General features: G+C 59.7%; 11 protein-coding genes and 2 pseudogenes. 5 read left to right on the top strand and 8 right to left on the bottom strand.

The annotated features are described in order from the left end of the window. Positions 1 to 129 precede the first annotated feature (129 nt). The 7 genes and pseudogenes from AC2FLM_RS19415 to AC2FLM_RS19385 form a co-directional block, all read right to left on the bottom strand. Positions 130 to 1251 (bottom strand): carbohydrate porin, encoded by a 1122-nt coding sequence (locus tag AC2FLM_RS19415; RefSeq protein ID WP_496859555.1) that lies wholly within the window; start codon positions 1249 to 1251, stop codon positions 130 to 132. A gap of 4 nt (positions 1252 to 1255) precedes the next feature. After that, entirely contained in the window at positions 1256 to 1756 is a 501-nt protein-coding gene (locus tag AC2FLM_RS19410) for a DUF1269 domain-containing protein (protein WP_496859554.1), read from the bottom strand. 238 nt (positions 1757 to 1994) lie between these two features. Then, the gene (locus tag AC2FLM_RS19405) at positions 1995 to 3554 is read right to left on the bottom strand and encodes an amidohydrolase family protein (protein WP_234221942.1); all 1560 of its coding nucleotides are present in this window, start codon (positions 3552 to 3554) and stop codon (positions 1995 to 1997) included. Between the two features lie 482 nt (positions 3555 to 4036). Beyond that, positions 4037 to 7492 (bottom strand): indolepyruvate ferredoxin oxidoreductase family protein, encoded by a 3456-nt coding sequence (locus tag AC2FLM_RS19400; protein ID WP_496859553.1) that lies wholly within the window; start codon positions 7490 to 7492, stop codon positions 4037 to 4039. Positions 7493 to 7641: 149 nt separating this feature from the next. Beyond that, on the bottom strand, positions 7642 to 9027 hold the full coding sequence (locus tag AC2FLM_RS19395; RefSeq protein ID WP_496859552.1) for an FAD-binding oxidoreductase: 1386 nt from the start codon (positions 9025 to 9027) through the stop codon (positions 7642 to 7644). Positions 9028 to 9030: 3 nt separating this feature from the next. Then, positions 9031 to 9360 (bottom strand): RidA family protein, encoded by a 330-nt coding sequence (locus AC2FLM_RS19390; protein WP_496859551.1) that lies wholly within the window; start codon positions 9358 to 9360, stop codon positions 9031 to 9033. Between the two features lie 244 nt (positions 9361 to 9604). Next, a pseudogene (locus tag AC2FLM_RS19385) lies at positions 9605 to 9733 on the bottom strand (IS6 family transposase); the annotation flags it as partial. On the opposite strand from AC2FLM_RS19385, the gene AC2FLM_RS19380 reads away from it, so the two are divergent. The 4 genes and pseudogenes from AC2FLM_RS19380 (at position 9732) to AC2FLM_RS19365 (ending at position 13426) form a co-directional block, all read left to right on the top strand. Next, positions 9732 to 9863 (top strand): hypothetical protein, encoded by a 132-nt coding sequence (locus tag AC2FLM_RS19380; protein WP_496859550.1) that lies wholly within the window; start codon positions 9732 to 9734, stop codon positions 9861 to 9863. The pseudogene AC2FLM_RS19385 and the gene AC2FLM_RS19380 overlap by 2 nt on opposite strands. Positions 9864 to 9999: 136 nt before the next feature. After that, positions 10000 to 10263: a DUF4242 domain-containing protein gene (locus AC2FLM_RS19375; RefSeq protein WP_234142301.1), complete on the top strand. Its 264-nt coding sequence runs from the start codon at positions 10000 to 10002 to the stop codon at positions 10261 to 10263. Continuing rightward, positions 10226 to 10417: pseudogene (locus AC2FLM_RS19370) on the top strand (zinc-ribbon domain-containing protein); the annotation flags it as partial. The gene AC2FLM_RS19375 and the pseudogene AC2FLM_RS19370, both read left to right, overlap by 38 nt. Before the next feature lie 57 nt (positions 10418 to 10474). Then, complete coding sequence (locus AC2FLM_RS19365; protein WP_496859556.1) at positions 10475 to 13426, top strand: ATP-binding protein; 2952 nt, start codon at positions 10475 to 10477, stop codon at positions 13424 to 13426. A 427-nt stretch (positions 13427 to 13853) separates the two neighbouring features. On the opposite strand, the gene AC2FLM_RS19360 is transcribed toward AC2FLM_RS19365, so the two are convergent. After that, a complete protein-coding gene (locus AC2FLM_RS19360; RefSeq protein ID WP_496859549.1) occupies positions 13854 to 14663 on the bottom strand; it encodes a class I SAM-dependent methyltransferase in 810 nt (269 codons plus the stop codon). A 126-nt stretch (positions 14664 to 14789) separates the two neighbouring features. On the opposite strand from AC2FLM_RS19360, the gene AC2FLM_RS19355 reads away from it, so the two are divergent. Then, on the top strand, positions 14790 to 15824 hold the full coding sequence (locus AC2FLM_RS19355) for a GlxA family transcriptional regulator (RefSeq protein WP_496859548.1): 1035 nt from the start codon (positions 14790 to 14792) through the stop codon (positions 15822 to 15824). Positions 15825 to 16053 lie beyond the last annotated feature (229 nt).

The following is a 16053-nucleotide window of genomic DNA, read 5'->3' as shown; positions in this document are numbered from 1 at the left end:
GCTAGCGACAGGTTTGGTATTCGCAGCGTCGCTTTTTCCGACCCGGGCCAATTGAAAGTCAGGTTTTCGACGTGCAACGCCCTCATTCGATACACTCCCCTCGGCTACTTTGACACAGCCCCAACAGTGTTAGAATACTGCTCTCAAACGTACTCCGAAGACCACGATGCCGTCAGAGCTCGGATCGCCGATCGGATTGGCAATATATTGAACCTGAGGCGTGATCTGGAAGAAATCGTTCAGGCCATAACGGTAAAACGCTTCCAGCGTGTACTGATTCAGCGAACTTCCGGGTGCACGTCCCCAATTCAATCCAAGGCCGGCAAAGTCCTTGCCACCGCGTGCCTCGTATGCGGTCGCAAAGCTGATCGAACGATCCAGTACAGTACCACCACCGTTTGCATATCCGACGCGGAACGTACTGTGCCAGGAACCGGAACGGCCGCTTGCGGCAAATGAGATACCATGACCCTCCGGCACGCCGGCTGCAGTGCGTTCATCAACCTGCCAGACTGTAAGCTGCAAGAGCCGGTCAAGGAGTGCCCCCCAATCAGGGGTCCAACCGATTGCGAAATGCTTGAAGGTTTCGCCGGTCTCGAAAAGGTCTTTTGCGCTTCCAGCTGGGTCAGATGGATCGCCATTTGCGTGTGCGAAACCAGCCAGAATGACCCAATTATTATCGACCCGCCACCTGAGTGCAGCACCCAAACCCTGACTGGGGGCCGGAAAGGTTGATTGCTGCTGAAACTCAAGATTTGTAAACGCCGTCCAGGGGTTCGCCAACCCATCGACATTCACATAGTCGGTGACATCGACCTGTCCGATCACGAAACTGCCGCGACCGCTCGCAAAGCGCTGGCGCCAATAGAAATTGGTCAAGACCCAGCCCGCATCGCTGAAGGTGGATGAGAACAGACCGGCATACCCAAGAGAGGGCCCAAGCGCCTGTGTGGACATCCTGTTTCCGATAGCGGATCGGTTCTCGACCTTGAAGACCAACGTGCCGTCGTTCGACGTGTTCTGACCCACAGCTCTCCATGTGCCATAGATGCGAAACGCATTCGAAGATGCGTCAGAAGGTTTTTTGCCGGAATTCGTGTCCAAGTATTGGATTTGATTGTCGATACCGAAGGAGACGCCGGTTCGAGCTTCGAAGTTCTTTCTCTGGGCGATTGCCCCCTCAAGGAGACCAGTTCTCTGACCCTCGGCCTCAGCCGCGAGTGTTCCAGCTACACTGACACGATGGGACAATTTATCAGCCGGTGTGCTTGAGTGCCGCGCGCAGTGCCTTCATGTCCGTCTCGTCAATGTCTGTTGACACGATCGTGCCACCTAGCGGCTCTACTGCCGACGCGAAGTCATCCAACGTCGCGTTTTTGCCCACCAGGACCAGAGCCGATGTATCTCGTTCAAGCGAACCGGCAAAGTCCGCCAGCACAGGATCGTCAAAGGCCAACTCGTCGATAGCGCCAAACATTGCACCAAAGCTGCCGCCCATTGCTGCGCCCGCGGCCGCCCCAGCAGGACCGAACAACAATCCAACCAGCCCACCCGTAATTAGGCCCCAGCCGGTTTCCTCTCCCAGCGCACCATCGGCTGACCAAGTGCTATGAATGCTCAGCAAGCCAAGATGGTTGCGCGACACCACGGCTACGTCATCACACCAAGCGTAGGCCGGAGCATAATCTTCAAGCGTACTAAGTGCCTTGCGAGCAGTTTTCTTTCCTTGAAATTTTACAGCTTTGAAACCGTACATATGATAGTCCCCTTTTTGTCTATTGGGCCTTGGTAAAGTGACCTTGTTGGTCCTTCCAGTTTCCGAGCATTTCCCTGGCAACCGACGTTCTCTGGTTGAGGTTAAGATCCCGCATGGAGGCGTTCTTGTTTCCTGATCCTTGTAATTTCACCTTCGCAACATTGGCCGTTGTGTTTCCAAAGCAGTGCGGCAATCAGAACTCGCTTTCGAGCCGATCCGCCGAGCAGATGAAAGCAAGTTACTGCGCAACTGCTCGGCGGATCGGCTGTCCATGCGGCGCGTCGAGGAGGAGGCTTCCGTCGCGAACGACAAAGCCGCCGTTCACGAGCACGGTCTGCACGCCGACGGCCGGTTGGTTGGCGTTCTCGAAGGTCGCGCGGTCCGCCACTGTCTTGGGATCGAACACCACGATATCGGCGTCCATACCCACCTGAAGCCGGCCCTTTCGGCGCATCTGTGGCACGAAGTCTTCCAAAGTCTGCGCCGGCATCAGAGACATCTTGCGGATCGCCTCGCTTAGCGACAGCACGCCGCGCTCACGCACGTATGAGCGCAGGATCTTGGCGAAGGTCCCGGCCGAGCGCGGATGGGCAAACACGTTGTCCGGCAGTGGCCACTCATCGCCGGTATAGGTCTGAATATTGCCGTCGTCGTCGAAATAGGACCAGAACGTCGCATCCGAAGCGATCAACGTGGCGGGATGCGTCACCGACATGTCAAGCATGGCGAGATCCTCGGACTTGCTTTCATCCAGGAAGTGCCAGGTGATGAAGGTGCCGGGCTTGTTGGCCTGGTAATCGGCGAGTTCGTCCTCGGTCATCCGGTCGGCGCCAAGCTGAAAATTCTCCGAGGTCGATTGCATCCGTTCCCGCCAGTCCGGCCCGGTGAACATGGCGGCGCCGACCACAGTGCTGGCCGCGCCGTAGGGATAGGCCTCGACGGTGATGTTGATGCCCTGCGCCATCGCCTCTTCCACGAGGGCCAGCGTGGCCTCGATGTCCGCCATCGAGGTACTGTTGATGTGGCAGATGTGCATGTGCGCGCCGGTAATCGCCGCGTTGGAAATCAGTTCCTTCAGCGCCTCGAAGGAGCTTTGCGGCTCGATGACGCTGGCATAACGGACATGGGTGTACGTGGCCACGCCATACCTGTCAGCGAGTGCCGCCAGGGCGAAATACTCTTTCTGACCATATCCCGGCGCATAGCCGGCGTTGACCCCGATCCCCAGACCGCCCTCCTTGAGACCCTGTTCCACCAACGACAGGATCCGTTGGGACTGGTCTGGGTCGGCTATCTCCATCTTCCAATCGTTGTCTGCCTGAGCCTCTTGGAAATACTCGACGGTCGCCAGTGGATCATTGTTGCCGAAGGTGGCGATCCGACCATAGGTCCAGCCCGCGGCGGCACCGTAGTTGATCGGCAGGTCCTTGGCCGCCTGCCCGTCGTACCAGTCGCCGATGGGCAGGACGCCGGATTCGAGCTCCAGCGCGGTTGTGACGCCTTGCATCGCCTGCATGCGATAGTCGCCGATGCTCTGCCCATGGGCATGCAAGTCGATGAAACCGGGAGAAACGACATGACCCGTAGCATCGACCACGATATCGCCTTCAAGGGGGAACTCGCTGATCGCCGAGATACGGCCGTCTTGGATCGCTACGTTGCGGATTGCATCGAGACCCGTCTCAGGGTCGATCACACGACCATTCTGAAGGACGACGTCATTGGCCAGCGCCGTGGTGGACGTCGCGACAAATACGCCCAGGGCACTGATTTTTTGAACTATTTTCATTTGGATCATTAGCGATATCTGTCACTGTTGATAGGCTTCAGGAGTCGTGGCGCTTGCGCTCGATCTTAACATGTCGCCGACACATAACTGCATATCGCTGATGGACAGCCCCAGTTGATTTCTGTCCTCAAAGGATAAGTACAAAGAAGCAATGCAAGTGCTTGCAAATCACCGGGCGGAGTGTTCAGACAGAGGACAGCCGAATGATAAATGATGGGATCGCCTTCAACCGAGCACTGCAGCTTCAGGCGAGCACCAAGGCGTAGTGCAGGGCGATCCAGATCATAGGTTCGTGCCTCCTCGCTTGCGCCAGACGCTGCAAATGCCACCCCGGCGCGAATACGCAACGTCTCTCGTCTGCACTCCGTCCAACGCCGCCGGTGGTCGACCTCTTCCGGTTGGGTGCCGATTGCCGACTGCAACGCCCGCGCGCCGATGGCTGTCTTGTCGGCTGTGACCTTGGCCGACCTCAGTTTCATACCGTGTTCTGGTCACGCAGCATGTGCAGTCGGGTTGGTAACCGCGGCCTTCAACGCGGCGCGGCGCTTCCCGGCTGCCTCGGCATGGCGTTCACGCACGTGGCCATAGCCGCGGATATGCTCGGGCAGGTCCAGCAATTCGGTCAGCGCATCAGCGGTGCCGTCCGACCAATTGGTGAGCGCAAAATCGATGTCCGCTTCGTAGTCGGCCAAAAGCTTGCGGGCGAGCTTGGCCTCGGCAGTGTTCCGGAACGGGTCCAGAACCGTGCCACGCAAGCCCCTGAACCGGTTCATCAGGCCAAAGAACCGCAGCGCCGTTTTGCCTTTCACCGGACCCTTGACCGGTTTGCCGCTTTTTGGATCGGTGCCGCCAAAGGGCCAGGCGCCGAAATGGAAGGTCAGTTCAATGTCACCCTCGAAGGTCTGCGACAGGGCTTGACTGAACGAAGGCTTGCCGTAGAGGCGAGCGACCTCCCACTCGTCCTTCACCGCCATCAGCTTGTAGAGCCCACGCGCAACAGCCATCACCGCCGCGTCACCAAGGCCCGCGGCCTCGACCTTTTCGACCATGTTGCGATAATAGCGGGCCAATTCCGCATCCTTGTAAGCGGTCAGTTCCTCGACACGTCGGGCCACAACCTCCTGCAACGTCGGCGCCCGGTGTGCCTCCAGCAGGATCGGCGCGGTCTCGCCGGCAAGGGCGCGCACCGCCTCCGGATCGGCAAAGGCAAGGCGGCCAAGGTCGAACGCCTGCTTGTTGAGAGCAACCGACACGCCGTTGAGCTCGATCGCCCGGTGGATCGCGGCCAGCGACAGTGGAATGCCGCCCTGTTGCCACGAGGCCCCCATCAACAGCATGTTGGCAAACACCCGGTCGCCCATGATCCTTTCTGCGAGGTCCTGCGCATTCATGCCGCGCGCGCCCTCGCCCAGGACCCGGTGCAGCCGCTCGATCTGCTCATCGCCGTTCAGTTGCCAATCGGGATTCTTCGAGAACTCCGCCGTCGGCACCACGGTCGTATCCGTCACCGCCACCGATTTGCCCGGCGTCAGCTTGGACAACGCCTCGTCACCCGCCGCCACCACCAGGTCGCAGCCGATCAGCGCATCCGCCTCGCCCATGGCGATCCGCGTCGCGCGCATCTGGTCGGGGCTGACCGCCAGCTTGATATGGCTGTGCACCGCGCCGTATTTCTGCGCCAGTCCGGTGATGTCGAGGTTGGACGAGAAATAGCCATCCGCATGGGCGGCCACGGCCAGGGTCTGGCCGATGGTCACTACCCCTGCTCCGCCGATACCGGACACCAGGATCGACCAGGACCCGTCGACGTCGCGCGGTGCAGGCAGCGGCAGGTGGCTCACATCGATGGCCAGATCGGCCCGCTTCGCCTTTCGCGGCGTGGCCCCCGAAACCGTCACGAAAGACGGGCAGAAGCCCTCGACGCAGGAGAAATCCTTGTTGCACGAGGACTGGTTGATCACCCGCTTGCGGCCGAAATCGGTTTCCAGCGGCTCGATCGCCATGCAGCCCGAGATCGTCGAGCAATCACCGCATCCCTCGCAGACATCCGGATTGATGAAGACGCGCTTGTCCGGGTCGGCCCATTTTCCGCGCTTGCGCAGGCGTCGGCGCTCTGTGGCGCAGGGCTGATCGTAGATGATCACCGAAACGCCCTTGTGCGTGCGGATGTCCTTCTGGACCATGTCCAGTTCAGCGCGCGGGTGCAACGTGACCCCGACGCCCAGCGAGCGGCCTTCGTATTTCTCAGGCTCGTCGGTGACCAGCGCGATGCGCTCCACCCCTTCGGCGCGGACCTGCTCGATCATTTGCAGGGGCGAGAGTTCCCCATCGTGCGGCTGTCCTCCGGTCATCGAGACAAAACCGTTGTGCAGCAGCTTGTAGGTCATCGTGGCCTTTGCCGCGACGGCCGCACGGATCGCCATCATCCCGGAATGGAAATAGGTGCCATCGCCCATGTTGGCAAAGACATGCTCCTCGTCGGTGAACGGGAATTGGCCCAGCCACATCGCGCCTTCTCCGCCCATGTGACTGACCGAGTTCGTCTTGGTCGGGTCGCGCAGCATCGCCATCGTGTGACAGCCGATCCCCGCCAGTGCCCGACTGCCCGCCACGACCTGGGTCGAGCGCCCGTGCGGGCAACCCGCGCAGAAGGACGGCGGACGGATCGTGCCACCCGCCAACGACGGCGGCGTATCCGGGCGGTTCGGCATGGAAATACCGCACGCGGGGTCGATTTCATTGGCCACGCGCACCAGGACACGCGTCACCAGGTTCGGGTCGATCTCGCCCGTCTTGGGAAAGGCACAATCCGCCGCCGCCGCCGTGTAGGCATACCCATGGAAGGTCTTGCCGACGATGCGCGGGGAGAGGCCCGAACCGTAAAGGATCGACCGGATCTGGTCTTCGAGCAGCGGACGCTTTTCCTCGACGACAAGGATCGTCTCCAGCCCTTCCGCAAAGGCGCGGATCTCGGCATCATCCAGCGGCCAGATCAGGCCAAGCTTCAGCCGGCGCACCTCGATCGTACCGATCCTGCCATCGCGATAGCCCAGCCCCGCCAGAGCCTGGTTAAGGTCCTGCCAGGCCTTGCCGGCCGCCACGATCCCGATCCGCGCCGTCGCCGGACCGTCCTGCCGGTTGAGGCCGTTGGCCCGGGCATAGGCCAGCACCTTGGGCAGCTTAACCTCCCACAAAAGCCGCTCCTGCTCCAGAATCGGAACATAGGGCCTGATCGAGGTGTCCGGCCCGCTGTCCTCGGGAACGGTGATCTTCGGGCTGTCCGGCGCCACGTGAACCGAACCGCCACCCTCGACCACGTCGGTCACCAGTTTCATGCCCACGAGGGTCGAGGCAAACCGGCTCATCGCGATCCCGTGCAGGCCGAAATCCAGCACGTCCTGCGCATTCGCCGGCGCCAGCAGGGGCATGCCAAGCGAGGCGAAATTCATGTCCGAATAGCAGGCCACGGTCGAGGATTTGGCGCCATGGTCATCCCCCACCAGCAAGAGCGAGCCGCCCTTGGGGTTGGTTCCGGCCAGGTTGGCGTGCCGCAATGGGTCCATCGAACGATCCATGCCCGGCGCCTTGCCGTACCAGATCGAAAAGACCCCGTCGACCTTGGCCCCGGGGAACAGCCCGACCATCTGCGCGCCCCAGGTCGCCGTGGCCGCCTGGTCTTCGTTCACACCCGGTTGAAAGTAGATGTTGTTCTCCTTCAGAACCTTTGCCGCCTGCCACAGGCTCATGTCATAGGTCCCGACCGGAGAGCCGCGATAGCCCGAGATGTAGCCGCCCGTGTTCAGGCCCGCTGCCATGTCCCGCTTGCGCTGCTGGATCGGAAGCCGCACCAGCGCCTGCATGCCGGTCATGTAGACCCAGCCCTCCTCCTGGTGCAGCCGGTCCTCCAGCGTCATCTCAAGGCGTTTTGCGGAGAGGTGCTTGTTCATTGGTGCGTTCCTTTCGCAGCCGGGTCACGTCACAAGTTCCGTGATAGCAATTCGACGAACCGGAAGGTTCATCCACGGCTTTAGATCAGGTCAAGCCTTGACCGTGTGTCTCAGTTTTTCAAGGTTCCAAAGTACCATTCCGAGCCATCTTATCCGACGGCCCCAATCTTCTTGCCCGGGTTCAGGATATTGTTCGGATCCAGCGCGGTGCGGATGGTGTGCATGAGGGCAATGGCCGACGAGGTTTTCCCCAATTCGAACCAGGGCAACTTGTCGATCCCTATGCCGTGCTCCGCCGAGATGCATCCATTCATCATCGTAACCCGGTCATAGACGATACTACTTATGTCGTTCTTATAGTGTGACGTGTCCTGACCGATACTCACGACGGCATGCAGGTTGTTGTCTCCCATGTGCCCGAAGCGCGCAAATCGGGTTTTCGGCCATCGCGTGGTCAGTGCCGTCTCCAGATCCTGAACAAAAAGCTCCATCTTGGAAACAGGCAGCGAAACATCGAAAGCCAGGAAGGGAGACAAGTTCCGGATGATAGCATCTATGTCGTTGCGGATTGACCACATGTCCCGTCGATCCGCTTCGGACGCGGCGATGGCCATATCCTCGACAAGGCCATCCTCATAAAGCGCAGCCATCGCGGTTTCGAAGGCTTCCGGATCGCGCGCAGTTCCCGCTTCGCTTTCGAACAGAAGGTAGACGCCAGAGGCAATCGGCAGCGGTAGCCGCCCGGTCCTGTGGCCCGTTGTCATCTCGTAGACCTCTGGCCACATCACCTCGAACGCGGTCAGATCGTTGCCCAACGCCGCTTCGACCCGATGCCGCACCTCAAGGGCCGAGGCAAAATCGGGAACCAGTGCGAAAGCGGTGTTGACGTTCGGCAGTTGCGGGCGAAGCCGCAATTGAGCGCAGGTAACGATGCCAAGCGTCCCTTCGGCACCGATGAACAGATGCTTGAGGTCGTAGCCGGAATTGTTCTTGATCATGGCGTTGGACAAATCGAGGATCTGACCCGAAGAGGTGACGACCTCCATGCCCAGGACCTGTTCGCGCATCATGCCAATGCGAAAGGCTTTTTCGCCCCCGGCATTGGTCGAGATCATCCCGCCGACTGTTGCGCTGCCTCGGGAACCAAGGTCCATCGGGAAAGAGAGGCATGCGTCTTCTGCGGCCTGTTGCAGGTTCTGCAACACCACCCCGGCCTGAACCGTTGCCACGCGGTTGACGGGATCGATGCTTTCGATCCGGTTCATCAGTTCCAGCGAAAGGTACAATTCCTTGCCGGTATGGCGAAGGCCGCCGACCAGCCCCGTGCTGCCGCCCATCGGGATGACAGGCGTCTTGTGCGCCGAACAGATTTCGAGGGCCTTGGCCAGTTGCTCGGTATCGCGCGGACGCAGGATTGGGACAGCCGGCATTGCCTCTCCGGTGACCGAGATCAGACGACCCTCCGCTTCATCGGGCTTGACGATGCGGTCTTCGCCGATTTGCGTCGCAATGGCCTCACAAACCGTTGTCCACATGGGTCAGCTTTTCTTGTCGGTCTCGGGGATCGCCGCGACAGCTTCGATTTCGACAAGTGCACCTGGGATAGCCAGGGCAGAAGTCACAGTCGAACGCGCGGGGAAAGGGTCGCGCCGGAACCATCCATCGAGATAGGCCGCAGCCAGCTTGCCGGCGAGAGCCGCATTCGAGAAGTGATATGAAAGCAGGCAGCGGGCGCGGTCATTTTCAATAGAGAAAACCATGATCTGGTCGATGCCGAGCGTGTCGACCAAATCAACGTAGACCGGCGCGAAGGCTTCGGAGCCGATTGTTGCGAGACAGGTGTCGATCTTGCGGACGGTCAGAGACATGCGAGAGTGATATCATGACCGTGTTTGCCTGCGCATCGAGGAGGCGGCGCGGAATATCGATCACTGATCAGGTTTCTCAGACCCGCTGGCAAAGGACCCGAATTGTTGATTTCTGCTGAGAAGTGACCCAGCAAACAATCAGTATGGTTCCTTTGGACAATAACCCTGCCGTTTATGCCGCAGCAAGTCGACGCCACTCGGCCAGAGCGGCGGCCCGGCTGAGCCTGAATTTCTGTCGGCTGGCGAGGCTGCGCTCCTGGAGCAGATCCTCGACATTGCGCGATGACAGGGGAAATCTGACGTCCAGCATGACTGCCAGACGAATGATCTCTGGGCTGCTGTGGAAGTATTTGAACAGATCACGTTTCGGCATGCCAACAGGCTACGAAACCGCCCTGCCCTGCTCAACCGGGTTCCTTCTGACACCGCCGCTCGGCGATGCCGGGCTGATGAAAGCGCTGAAGATCAAGCTCATGGAGCGGCTGCTGGGGGTCGATCAATAGACTGCGCGCTGAACTCTGTCGTCCTTTCAGAAAAGCAGAAATACCATCAGTGTTCAGCAAGGCATCCCGGACTTTTTTCCGTATCGGTGTTTTGTTAGTATTAACAGCAATCGTGGATACCAGCGGGGAATGTCACATGGCTGTGTTTATGGTCGAGCGTGATCTGAAGGGGATTACGATGGAACAGCTCGCGGCCGCGCAAAAGCGGGCCATCGAATGTTCCAGCGCGTTCGATGAGGACGGGCGCGCAGTACGTTACATCCGTACGACTTTCGTTCCGGGCGAAGACCGGTCGATGTGCCTTTTCGAGGCCGAGAATGCCGCCGATGTCGAGGCGGTGAACAAGACCGCTCAAATCCCCTATGTGCGAGTGGTCGAAGCTCTGGACCTTACCCCCTGAAACAACCTTGCCCGAGCACGTCAACCTAGCAACCTGCGCGTCTTGCGGAAGCGAACTGCCTCCGAATGCCCGGTTTTGCCCTGGTTGCGGCGCACAGCAGAAGCCGCGCTGCGCCAGCTGCGCCACCGAACTGCAACCAGGCGCACGGTTCTGCCACGGCTGTGGAGCGCCCTACGCAAACGGTCAGGCTCGCCCGGCCCCGTCAGCGGCGATGCATGCCGAAGAGCCGGTCGCGGTTGGTTCCAGCAAGGAAGCACGCAAGCATGTCACGATCGTCTTTGCCGATATTGTCGGGTCGACCCGGCTGGTTGCCGGTCTTGACCCCGAAGATGCCCAGCATTTCCTGACCCGCTCGATCGAGGCGCTGTCACCCGCCATCGAAGCCGCGGGGGGCGTTGTCGCCAAGATCATGGGAGACGGGATGTTCTGCGTTTTTGGCGCACCGCTTGCGTTGGAAGACCACGCATATCGCGCCTGCTATGCGGCGATGGATCTTCTGTCTCTTGCCGATCGCCTCGTCGCCCCAAATGGGAGTTCGGTACAGTTAAGGGTTGGGCTGAGTTCGGGCACGGCGGTGGTCAACGTCACCGAAGGCAACGGCCGGGTCAACCTCGACGCGATGGGGGAAGTGGTCAACAACGCCGCGCATCTGGAAGCAGCAGCCGCGCCGGGAACCGTCTTGATCAGCGATGCCACTCGGCGTCTTGCCGGATACGCTATCGACGCGCGAAAGCTGGAAGAAAAAGGCGCCTTTCAGCTGGTTTCCGTGGGGACCAGCCCAAAGGATATCTTGCTTGAAAATGCCTCTGCGCAATCGCCGTTCATCGGGCGGGAACGGGAAATGAACTTTTTCACTGCGGCCGTCGGTCAGTTGTCCGAGGGCGGCGGTGACATCATTTCGGTTCTTGGCGGTGCGGGTCTGGGAAAGACCAGGCTGCTTTTGGAGTTCAGCAGGCAACTGCAACCGACCAATATTCGAATGGCCCTGGCTTCAAGCCGGTCGCTCGATCAGTCCGACCCGAACGCCTTGCTGCGCCGACTGGTGTTGGGATTACTGATGGTCGACCCGAAAGATCAGTCAAAACTGGCACAGAAAATCCCGGAACGAATGGTCCAATTGGACGAAAGCCTTGCCGGGCACGTTGACGATGTGAACTGGTTGCTGCTGTCGGACAGCGAAGAAACGGACCCGCAAAAGGTCGAGCAACGACGCATATCGGCCCTGACCGCGTTAAAGCGGGTGCTCACGACACTGGCTGCGCAGGGTCCTCTGATCATCGCCATCGACAATTTCCAGTGGTCGGACGCATCCAGCCGAAATTTCCTCAAAGCCGTGGCAAGTATGGTGGACACCGAACCCCTGCTGCTGATCCTGTTCGCGCGCGAAGACATGGCAGATTTCCGGCCGATCGTGCGTCAGGTCTTGCAGTTGAGGCCGCTCGACCGAGCGACCTCGGCACAGCTTCTGCTGGATCAGCTGGCTGACACGGGCGTATCGAAATCGGTCGTCGAGCGCGTTCTCGACCGGGCGGAAGGCAACCCACGGTTCCTGACCGAGTTCGCCCGACACTTGGCCGAGCGCGGAGAGCCCGTTGATGGCCGGGACGCCGCGGACGAGATAATCGTCCCCGACAGTGTCGCCGATCTCTTCGAAGAAAGGATTGATCGCCTGCCTGAGGGCGCGAGGCACCTGCTTCAGGTTGGCGCGGCATTCGAACAGCCGGCATCTCTGGAAACTCTCTGCGCCCTGACCGACAAGTCGGAAGACGAAATGAAGAGCCTGCTCGCAACGGTTATCGACAGCGGCATGGTGCGCGAGACCGGGTTTCTGCCCAGAATACTCTACACCTTTGTCAATCCGGTCGTGGGTGAGGCAGCCTATCGATCCCTCCTGCGCCCCGAGCGGCGCCGTCTGCATCAAAAGATCTATGCGTTTCTGGAAGCAGGATATCACGGGCGGGGACGGCACTCGATGATGGGTCGGCAAGCCCTGCGCGCCGGTTTCTTCGAGCAGGCAGCCCAAGCCTATTTCGAAGCGGGCCGTCGGGCAGGTGCCCGACTTGCATATACCGAGAGCATCGACATGCTCTGCAAAGCTCTGCAAGCCGAGACGCGCGTGCTAGGCCGGACCGACGAAATAGACCGCCTCGCGATCGACATCCGCCTCACTCTGCGTGAAGGGCTTTTCGCGAGGTCGCGATTTCAGGATATTGAGACCCGTCTGAACGAAGCCCAAGCGATCTGCGATCGGATTGGCGATACCAAACGGTCTCACCTGGTGCGGCGGCACCTCATCGGCAATGCCGTCGCGCAGGGGCAGCTTGCCGATGCCCTAACCCGTATCGACATCCTGATCACTGACAACAGATATCTGGGTGAGCACCGCGAAGTTGCCGAGTTGCAATTCCTGCAGGCCCAGATACTTGCAGCTCTCGGACGGTTTGAAGAAGCTTTCTTCTCCGCCCGTACTGTGATGGAGGCGTTCCGGACCCAGGCCGGGTCGCCACACGAACTGTCTCCTGTCACTTATGCGCTGGCGCGCATGTGGCTGATCTGGTGTGCGGCCGAGTTGGGGCGGTTCGAAGAAGTGAAATTCGAGGTGCTCGATTGCCAGAACGATCTGGCGCATGATCGCCCGCCGTTTTTCCGGATCCTTTCGGGTATTGCCACCGGGTTGTTCTGGCTGCGGTTCGGCCACACCGAGCTGGCTGCCGAGACGCTGCAATCGGTCCTGTCGCTGACGAAGGAGGATGAGAACCACGCTTGGTTCCATTCCGTTGCCTCCCCGCTTGGTCTCGCATTGATCCGGATGAACCGCGCGGAGGAGGCGTTACCGCTTTTACAGCGGTCGGTGGCGATGGAATCCAGTGGAGGCAGTAGCCGAGGAACGCAGGCCGTTCACCTTGCCGCTTGTTGGGCTGCATTGGGCGACACTCGAAAAGGCGAAGACCAGGCTCGTGTCGCTGTCGCCCGAGCTCGCCAGAATGGAAACCAAGGCGTGTTGGCATACGCACTCCATACGCTTGGCGCGGTACTGAATCAAACCGGGCAACACAAGACAGCCCAAGCCTGCCTGAGTGAAGCCCTCGACATCGCCGAAAATTGCAAGATGCGTCTGCTCGTCGAACAGATTTCCAAGGATATGGCGGGTGGCAGTTCGTAAGCGTCCGGTCCGACGTCGTTCCACGAAGTGATAAATGCGCGTATGTGTGCGCCATCCCGACGTATAAGGCAGACAGTTGTCTCTTCTTGCGACACATCCTGAGCGGCACACACTCCTGTTGTATTGCCAAGGTCGCCACATCCAAGGAGAGAAGGCAGGATGAGCCTTTGGGAAGACCTCCGGGGCTAGTTGGTGGACAAAGTCCACGGGGCGGTAAGGGGGTCAGTGGAACCGGTCGACACGGCGTTGCATCTTGGCACACTGCTGAAATGCACGCACCAATGTGTCAAAGATGTTGGCGGGTTTTGTCGATGAAATGATCATGGGAACCTCCGCTGTATGACACCACGTTAACCTGAGTGGTGGAAGATCTCTGTAATCTGCGTCACGAAAAGCCACAAACGCCGGTCGAAGACCGTGCTTCGACCTAAACTGCACGAACGGCAGAAACAGCTATGGCTGGCATAGGAACATGGTATTCCCCGTCGACTAGGAAGTCCTGCAACTGAGTTTCCCATGTTGCGTAGATTTCCTTCAGGATATCTTCAGGCTGCTTGTCCAGAATGACTGCTGCCCTTGCGGCGAAAACCCTGAAGTGTTTGGCGAATTGTCCCTTGGGTGCCTTGAATACGAGCGGTAGCCGGATACTCGACACCTCGCGGAAGCCCGCCGGCTCGAGGGCCTCTCGCATGGAGTCTTCGGAAGAAAGCGCGAAAGGAGGCGGGGACGGTGGTACGACCGACATGTCTGCAAGCCGCTGCATCGTGCCAAAGACGATCCGGAAAAGTGGCGACTCCGGAGGACCGATCCAATGGCTGAGTGCAACTCGACCTCCAGGTTTCAGAACGCGTGCAATCTCGTTGAACATGGCCTTGGGGCTGCCCACATGCATGACCCCGAAGGAGCAAATCACGGCATCGTACGTGCCGTCGCGTTTCGGGATCGCTTCAGCATCGCCCGTTTCAAAGCTCACGGATGGGAAAGCGCTCCGAGCTGCCTCGACCATCGCTGCGGAGACATCGATCCCGTCAGATTGGGCGCCAAGCGCACTTGCTGCGCCGGCAGCCCGCCCGGTGCCGCAGCAAAGGTCGAGAATGCGCTTTCCAGGGGCCGTTTCGGCCATCGCCAGAAGCGTGGGAATTGCAGCCGTTGTCACCTGCCCCGTGAAGTCGTTGTAAGCAGCTGCGCGCGCGTCCCAGCCTGCTTTTTCAGCGAATTTGAATACTTCATAGGTCATGATTTTCCTCGCATAATTTCTTGGGCTACCCCAAACTGGTACAGGAAGATCGATCCCGTCAGGGTCAAACTGGCCAAAAGAGGGCCAATTCGGCCACCGGTCCAACAGAGGAGGTCCCGTGAATTGATGACCAGGGATTTCACCGCTGATCCTTTGCGGATCGACGTTCTGGCTGCCGAGAGTTGCAGGGGCGCCATTCTCTACGGCCTCTACGACCTGCTGACTTCGGTAGGTTCAGCGTGGTCGTATCTGACCGAAGGCACGCCCACCCCGCCCATGACACGCGTGAGGATTGTTGCGCGCACGAAAGAGCCATTCCGCTGTATCAGCGGCGTACCGGTGATGCCCGATGCGACTCTAGAGGAGGCGAACGACGCCGAGATCATCTGTCTACCCAACTTCAGGATCGGCATGCTGACCCCTCCGAAGGAAGTTTTGGGTTCGGAAATAGACTGGGTCGTCGAACGCCACGCGGCCGGTGCCCGTCTTGCAACAGCTTGCTCTGGCTCGGCGCTTTTGGCGGACGCCGGGTTGCTCGACGGTGAAGAGGCAACGGCGCATTGGTCGATGGCAGAAGTCTTTGAGAAGCGATACCCACAGGTGGCATTTTGTCCGGACCGTACGTTGACCTTCGCAGGCGAAGGTGCCTCGATCGTCATGTCGGGCGGTATGGCGTCCTGGCAGGATCTCGCGCTATACCTGATCGCGCGACACATCGGACCTGAACACGCTGCGAAATCTGCTCGTTTCTATTGCGTGGATCCAAAGCCCGACGGCCAGCGGCATTATGCAGCCCCCATGAGACGCTTGCAGAGTGAGGACGCCGTCATTCAGGAATGCCAGGCTTGGCTTGCCAACGCCTACAGCGAAGACGACGCAGTGGGGCACATGATCTCCCGCAGTGGCCTTCCGCGGCGCACATTCGACCGACGCTTCCGCGCCGCGACCGGATATAGTCCAAGAGACTATGTGCAGTCGCTCCGGATCGAAGAGGCCAAGCAGTTTCTTGAGACGGACGCTAAGAATGTTGACGCGATTTCGGAAGCCGTTGGATATTCGGACCCGCGTGCATTCCGCCGGTTATTCAAGAAGATGACGGGGCTTAGTCCAGCCGAGTACCGACGGCGCTTTTCCAGCAGGGGCTTCCTATCCGCGCGTTGAGGCTCATCTTTGCAGCGTCAGGCTTGGACTCCGAACTGCAGATAGGTTCCAGCGGACCCGAACGCCCGGTCTGGCGCAATTAGAGGCTTACCCCGTATGGAGTGTTGGTCTCAAATTGCCGACCGCTGCCTGCGATTGGAGACATACGCGAGCCGGAGCGGTTTTTCTGTTTTGGTGTTGATGTTGCGTTGATGTAGACGCGGGAAGGTGGGCGGTATGGGAATACCAT

The organism is Ruegeria sp. SAZD011, assembly GCF_059612545.1.
This window is presented reverse-complemented; position numbering and strand designations above follow the sequence as displayed.

Coding starts and splice junctions, on each gene's coding strand:
- AC2FLM_RS19410 (WP_496859554.1), bottom strand. CDS start 1,756: ATGTACGGTTTCAAAGCTGTAAAATTTCAAGGAAAGAAAACTGCTCGC.
- AC2FLM_RS19405 (WP_234221942.1), bottom strand. CDS start 3,554: ATGATCCAAATGAAAATAGTTCAAAAAATCAGTGCCCTGGGCGTATTT.
- AC2FLM_RS19400 (WP_496859553.1), bottom strand. CDS start 7,492: ATGAACAAGCACCTCTCCGCAAAACGCCTTGAGATGACGCTGGAGGAC.
- AC2FLM_RS19395 (WP_496859552.1), bottom strand. CDS start 9,027: ATGTGGACAACGGTTTGTGAGGCCATTGCGACGCAAATCGGCGAAGAC.
- AC2FLM_RS19390 (WP_496859551.1), bottom strand. CDS start 9,360: ATGTCTCTGACCGTCCGCAAGATCGACACCTGTCTCGCAACAATCGGC.
- AC2FLM_RS19380 (WP_496859550.1), top strand. CDS start 9,732: ATGCCAACAGGCTACGAAACCGCCCTGCCCTGCTCAACCGGGTTCCTT.
- AC2FLM_RS19375 (WP_234142301.1), top strand. CDS start 10,000: ATGGCTGTGTTTATGGTCGAGCGTGATCTGAAGGGGATTACGATGGAA.
- AC2FLM_RS19365 (WP_496859556.1), top strand. CDS start 10,475: ATGCATGCCGAAGAGCCGGTCGCGGTTGGTTCCAGCAAGGAAGCACGC.
- AC2FLM_RS19360 (WP_496859549.1), bottom strand. CDS start 14,663: ATGACCTATGAAGTATTCAAATTCGCTGAAAAAGCAGGCTGGGACGCG.
- AC2FLM_RS19355 (WP_496859548.1), top strand. CDS start 14,790: ATGACCAGGGATTTCACCGCTGATCCTTTGCGGATCGACGTTCTGGCT.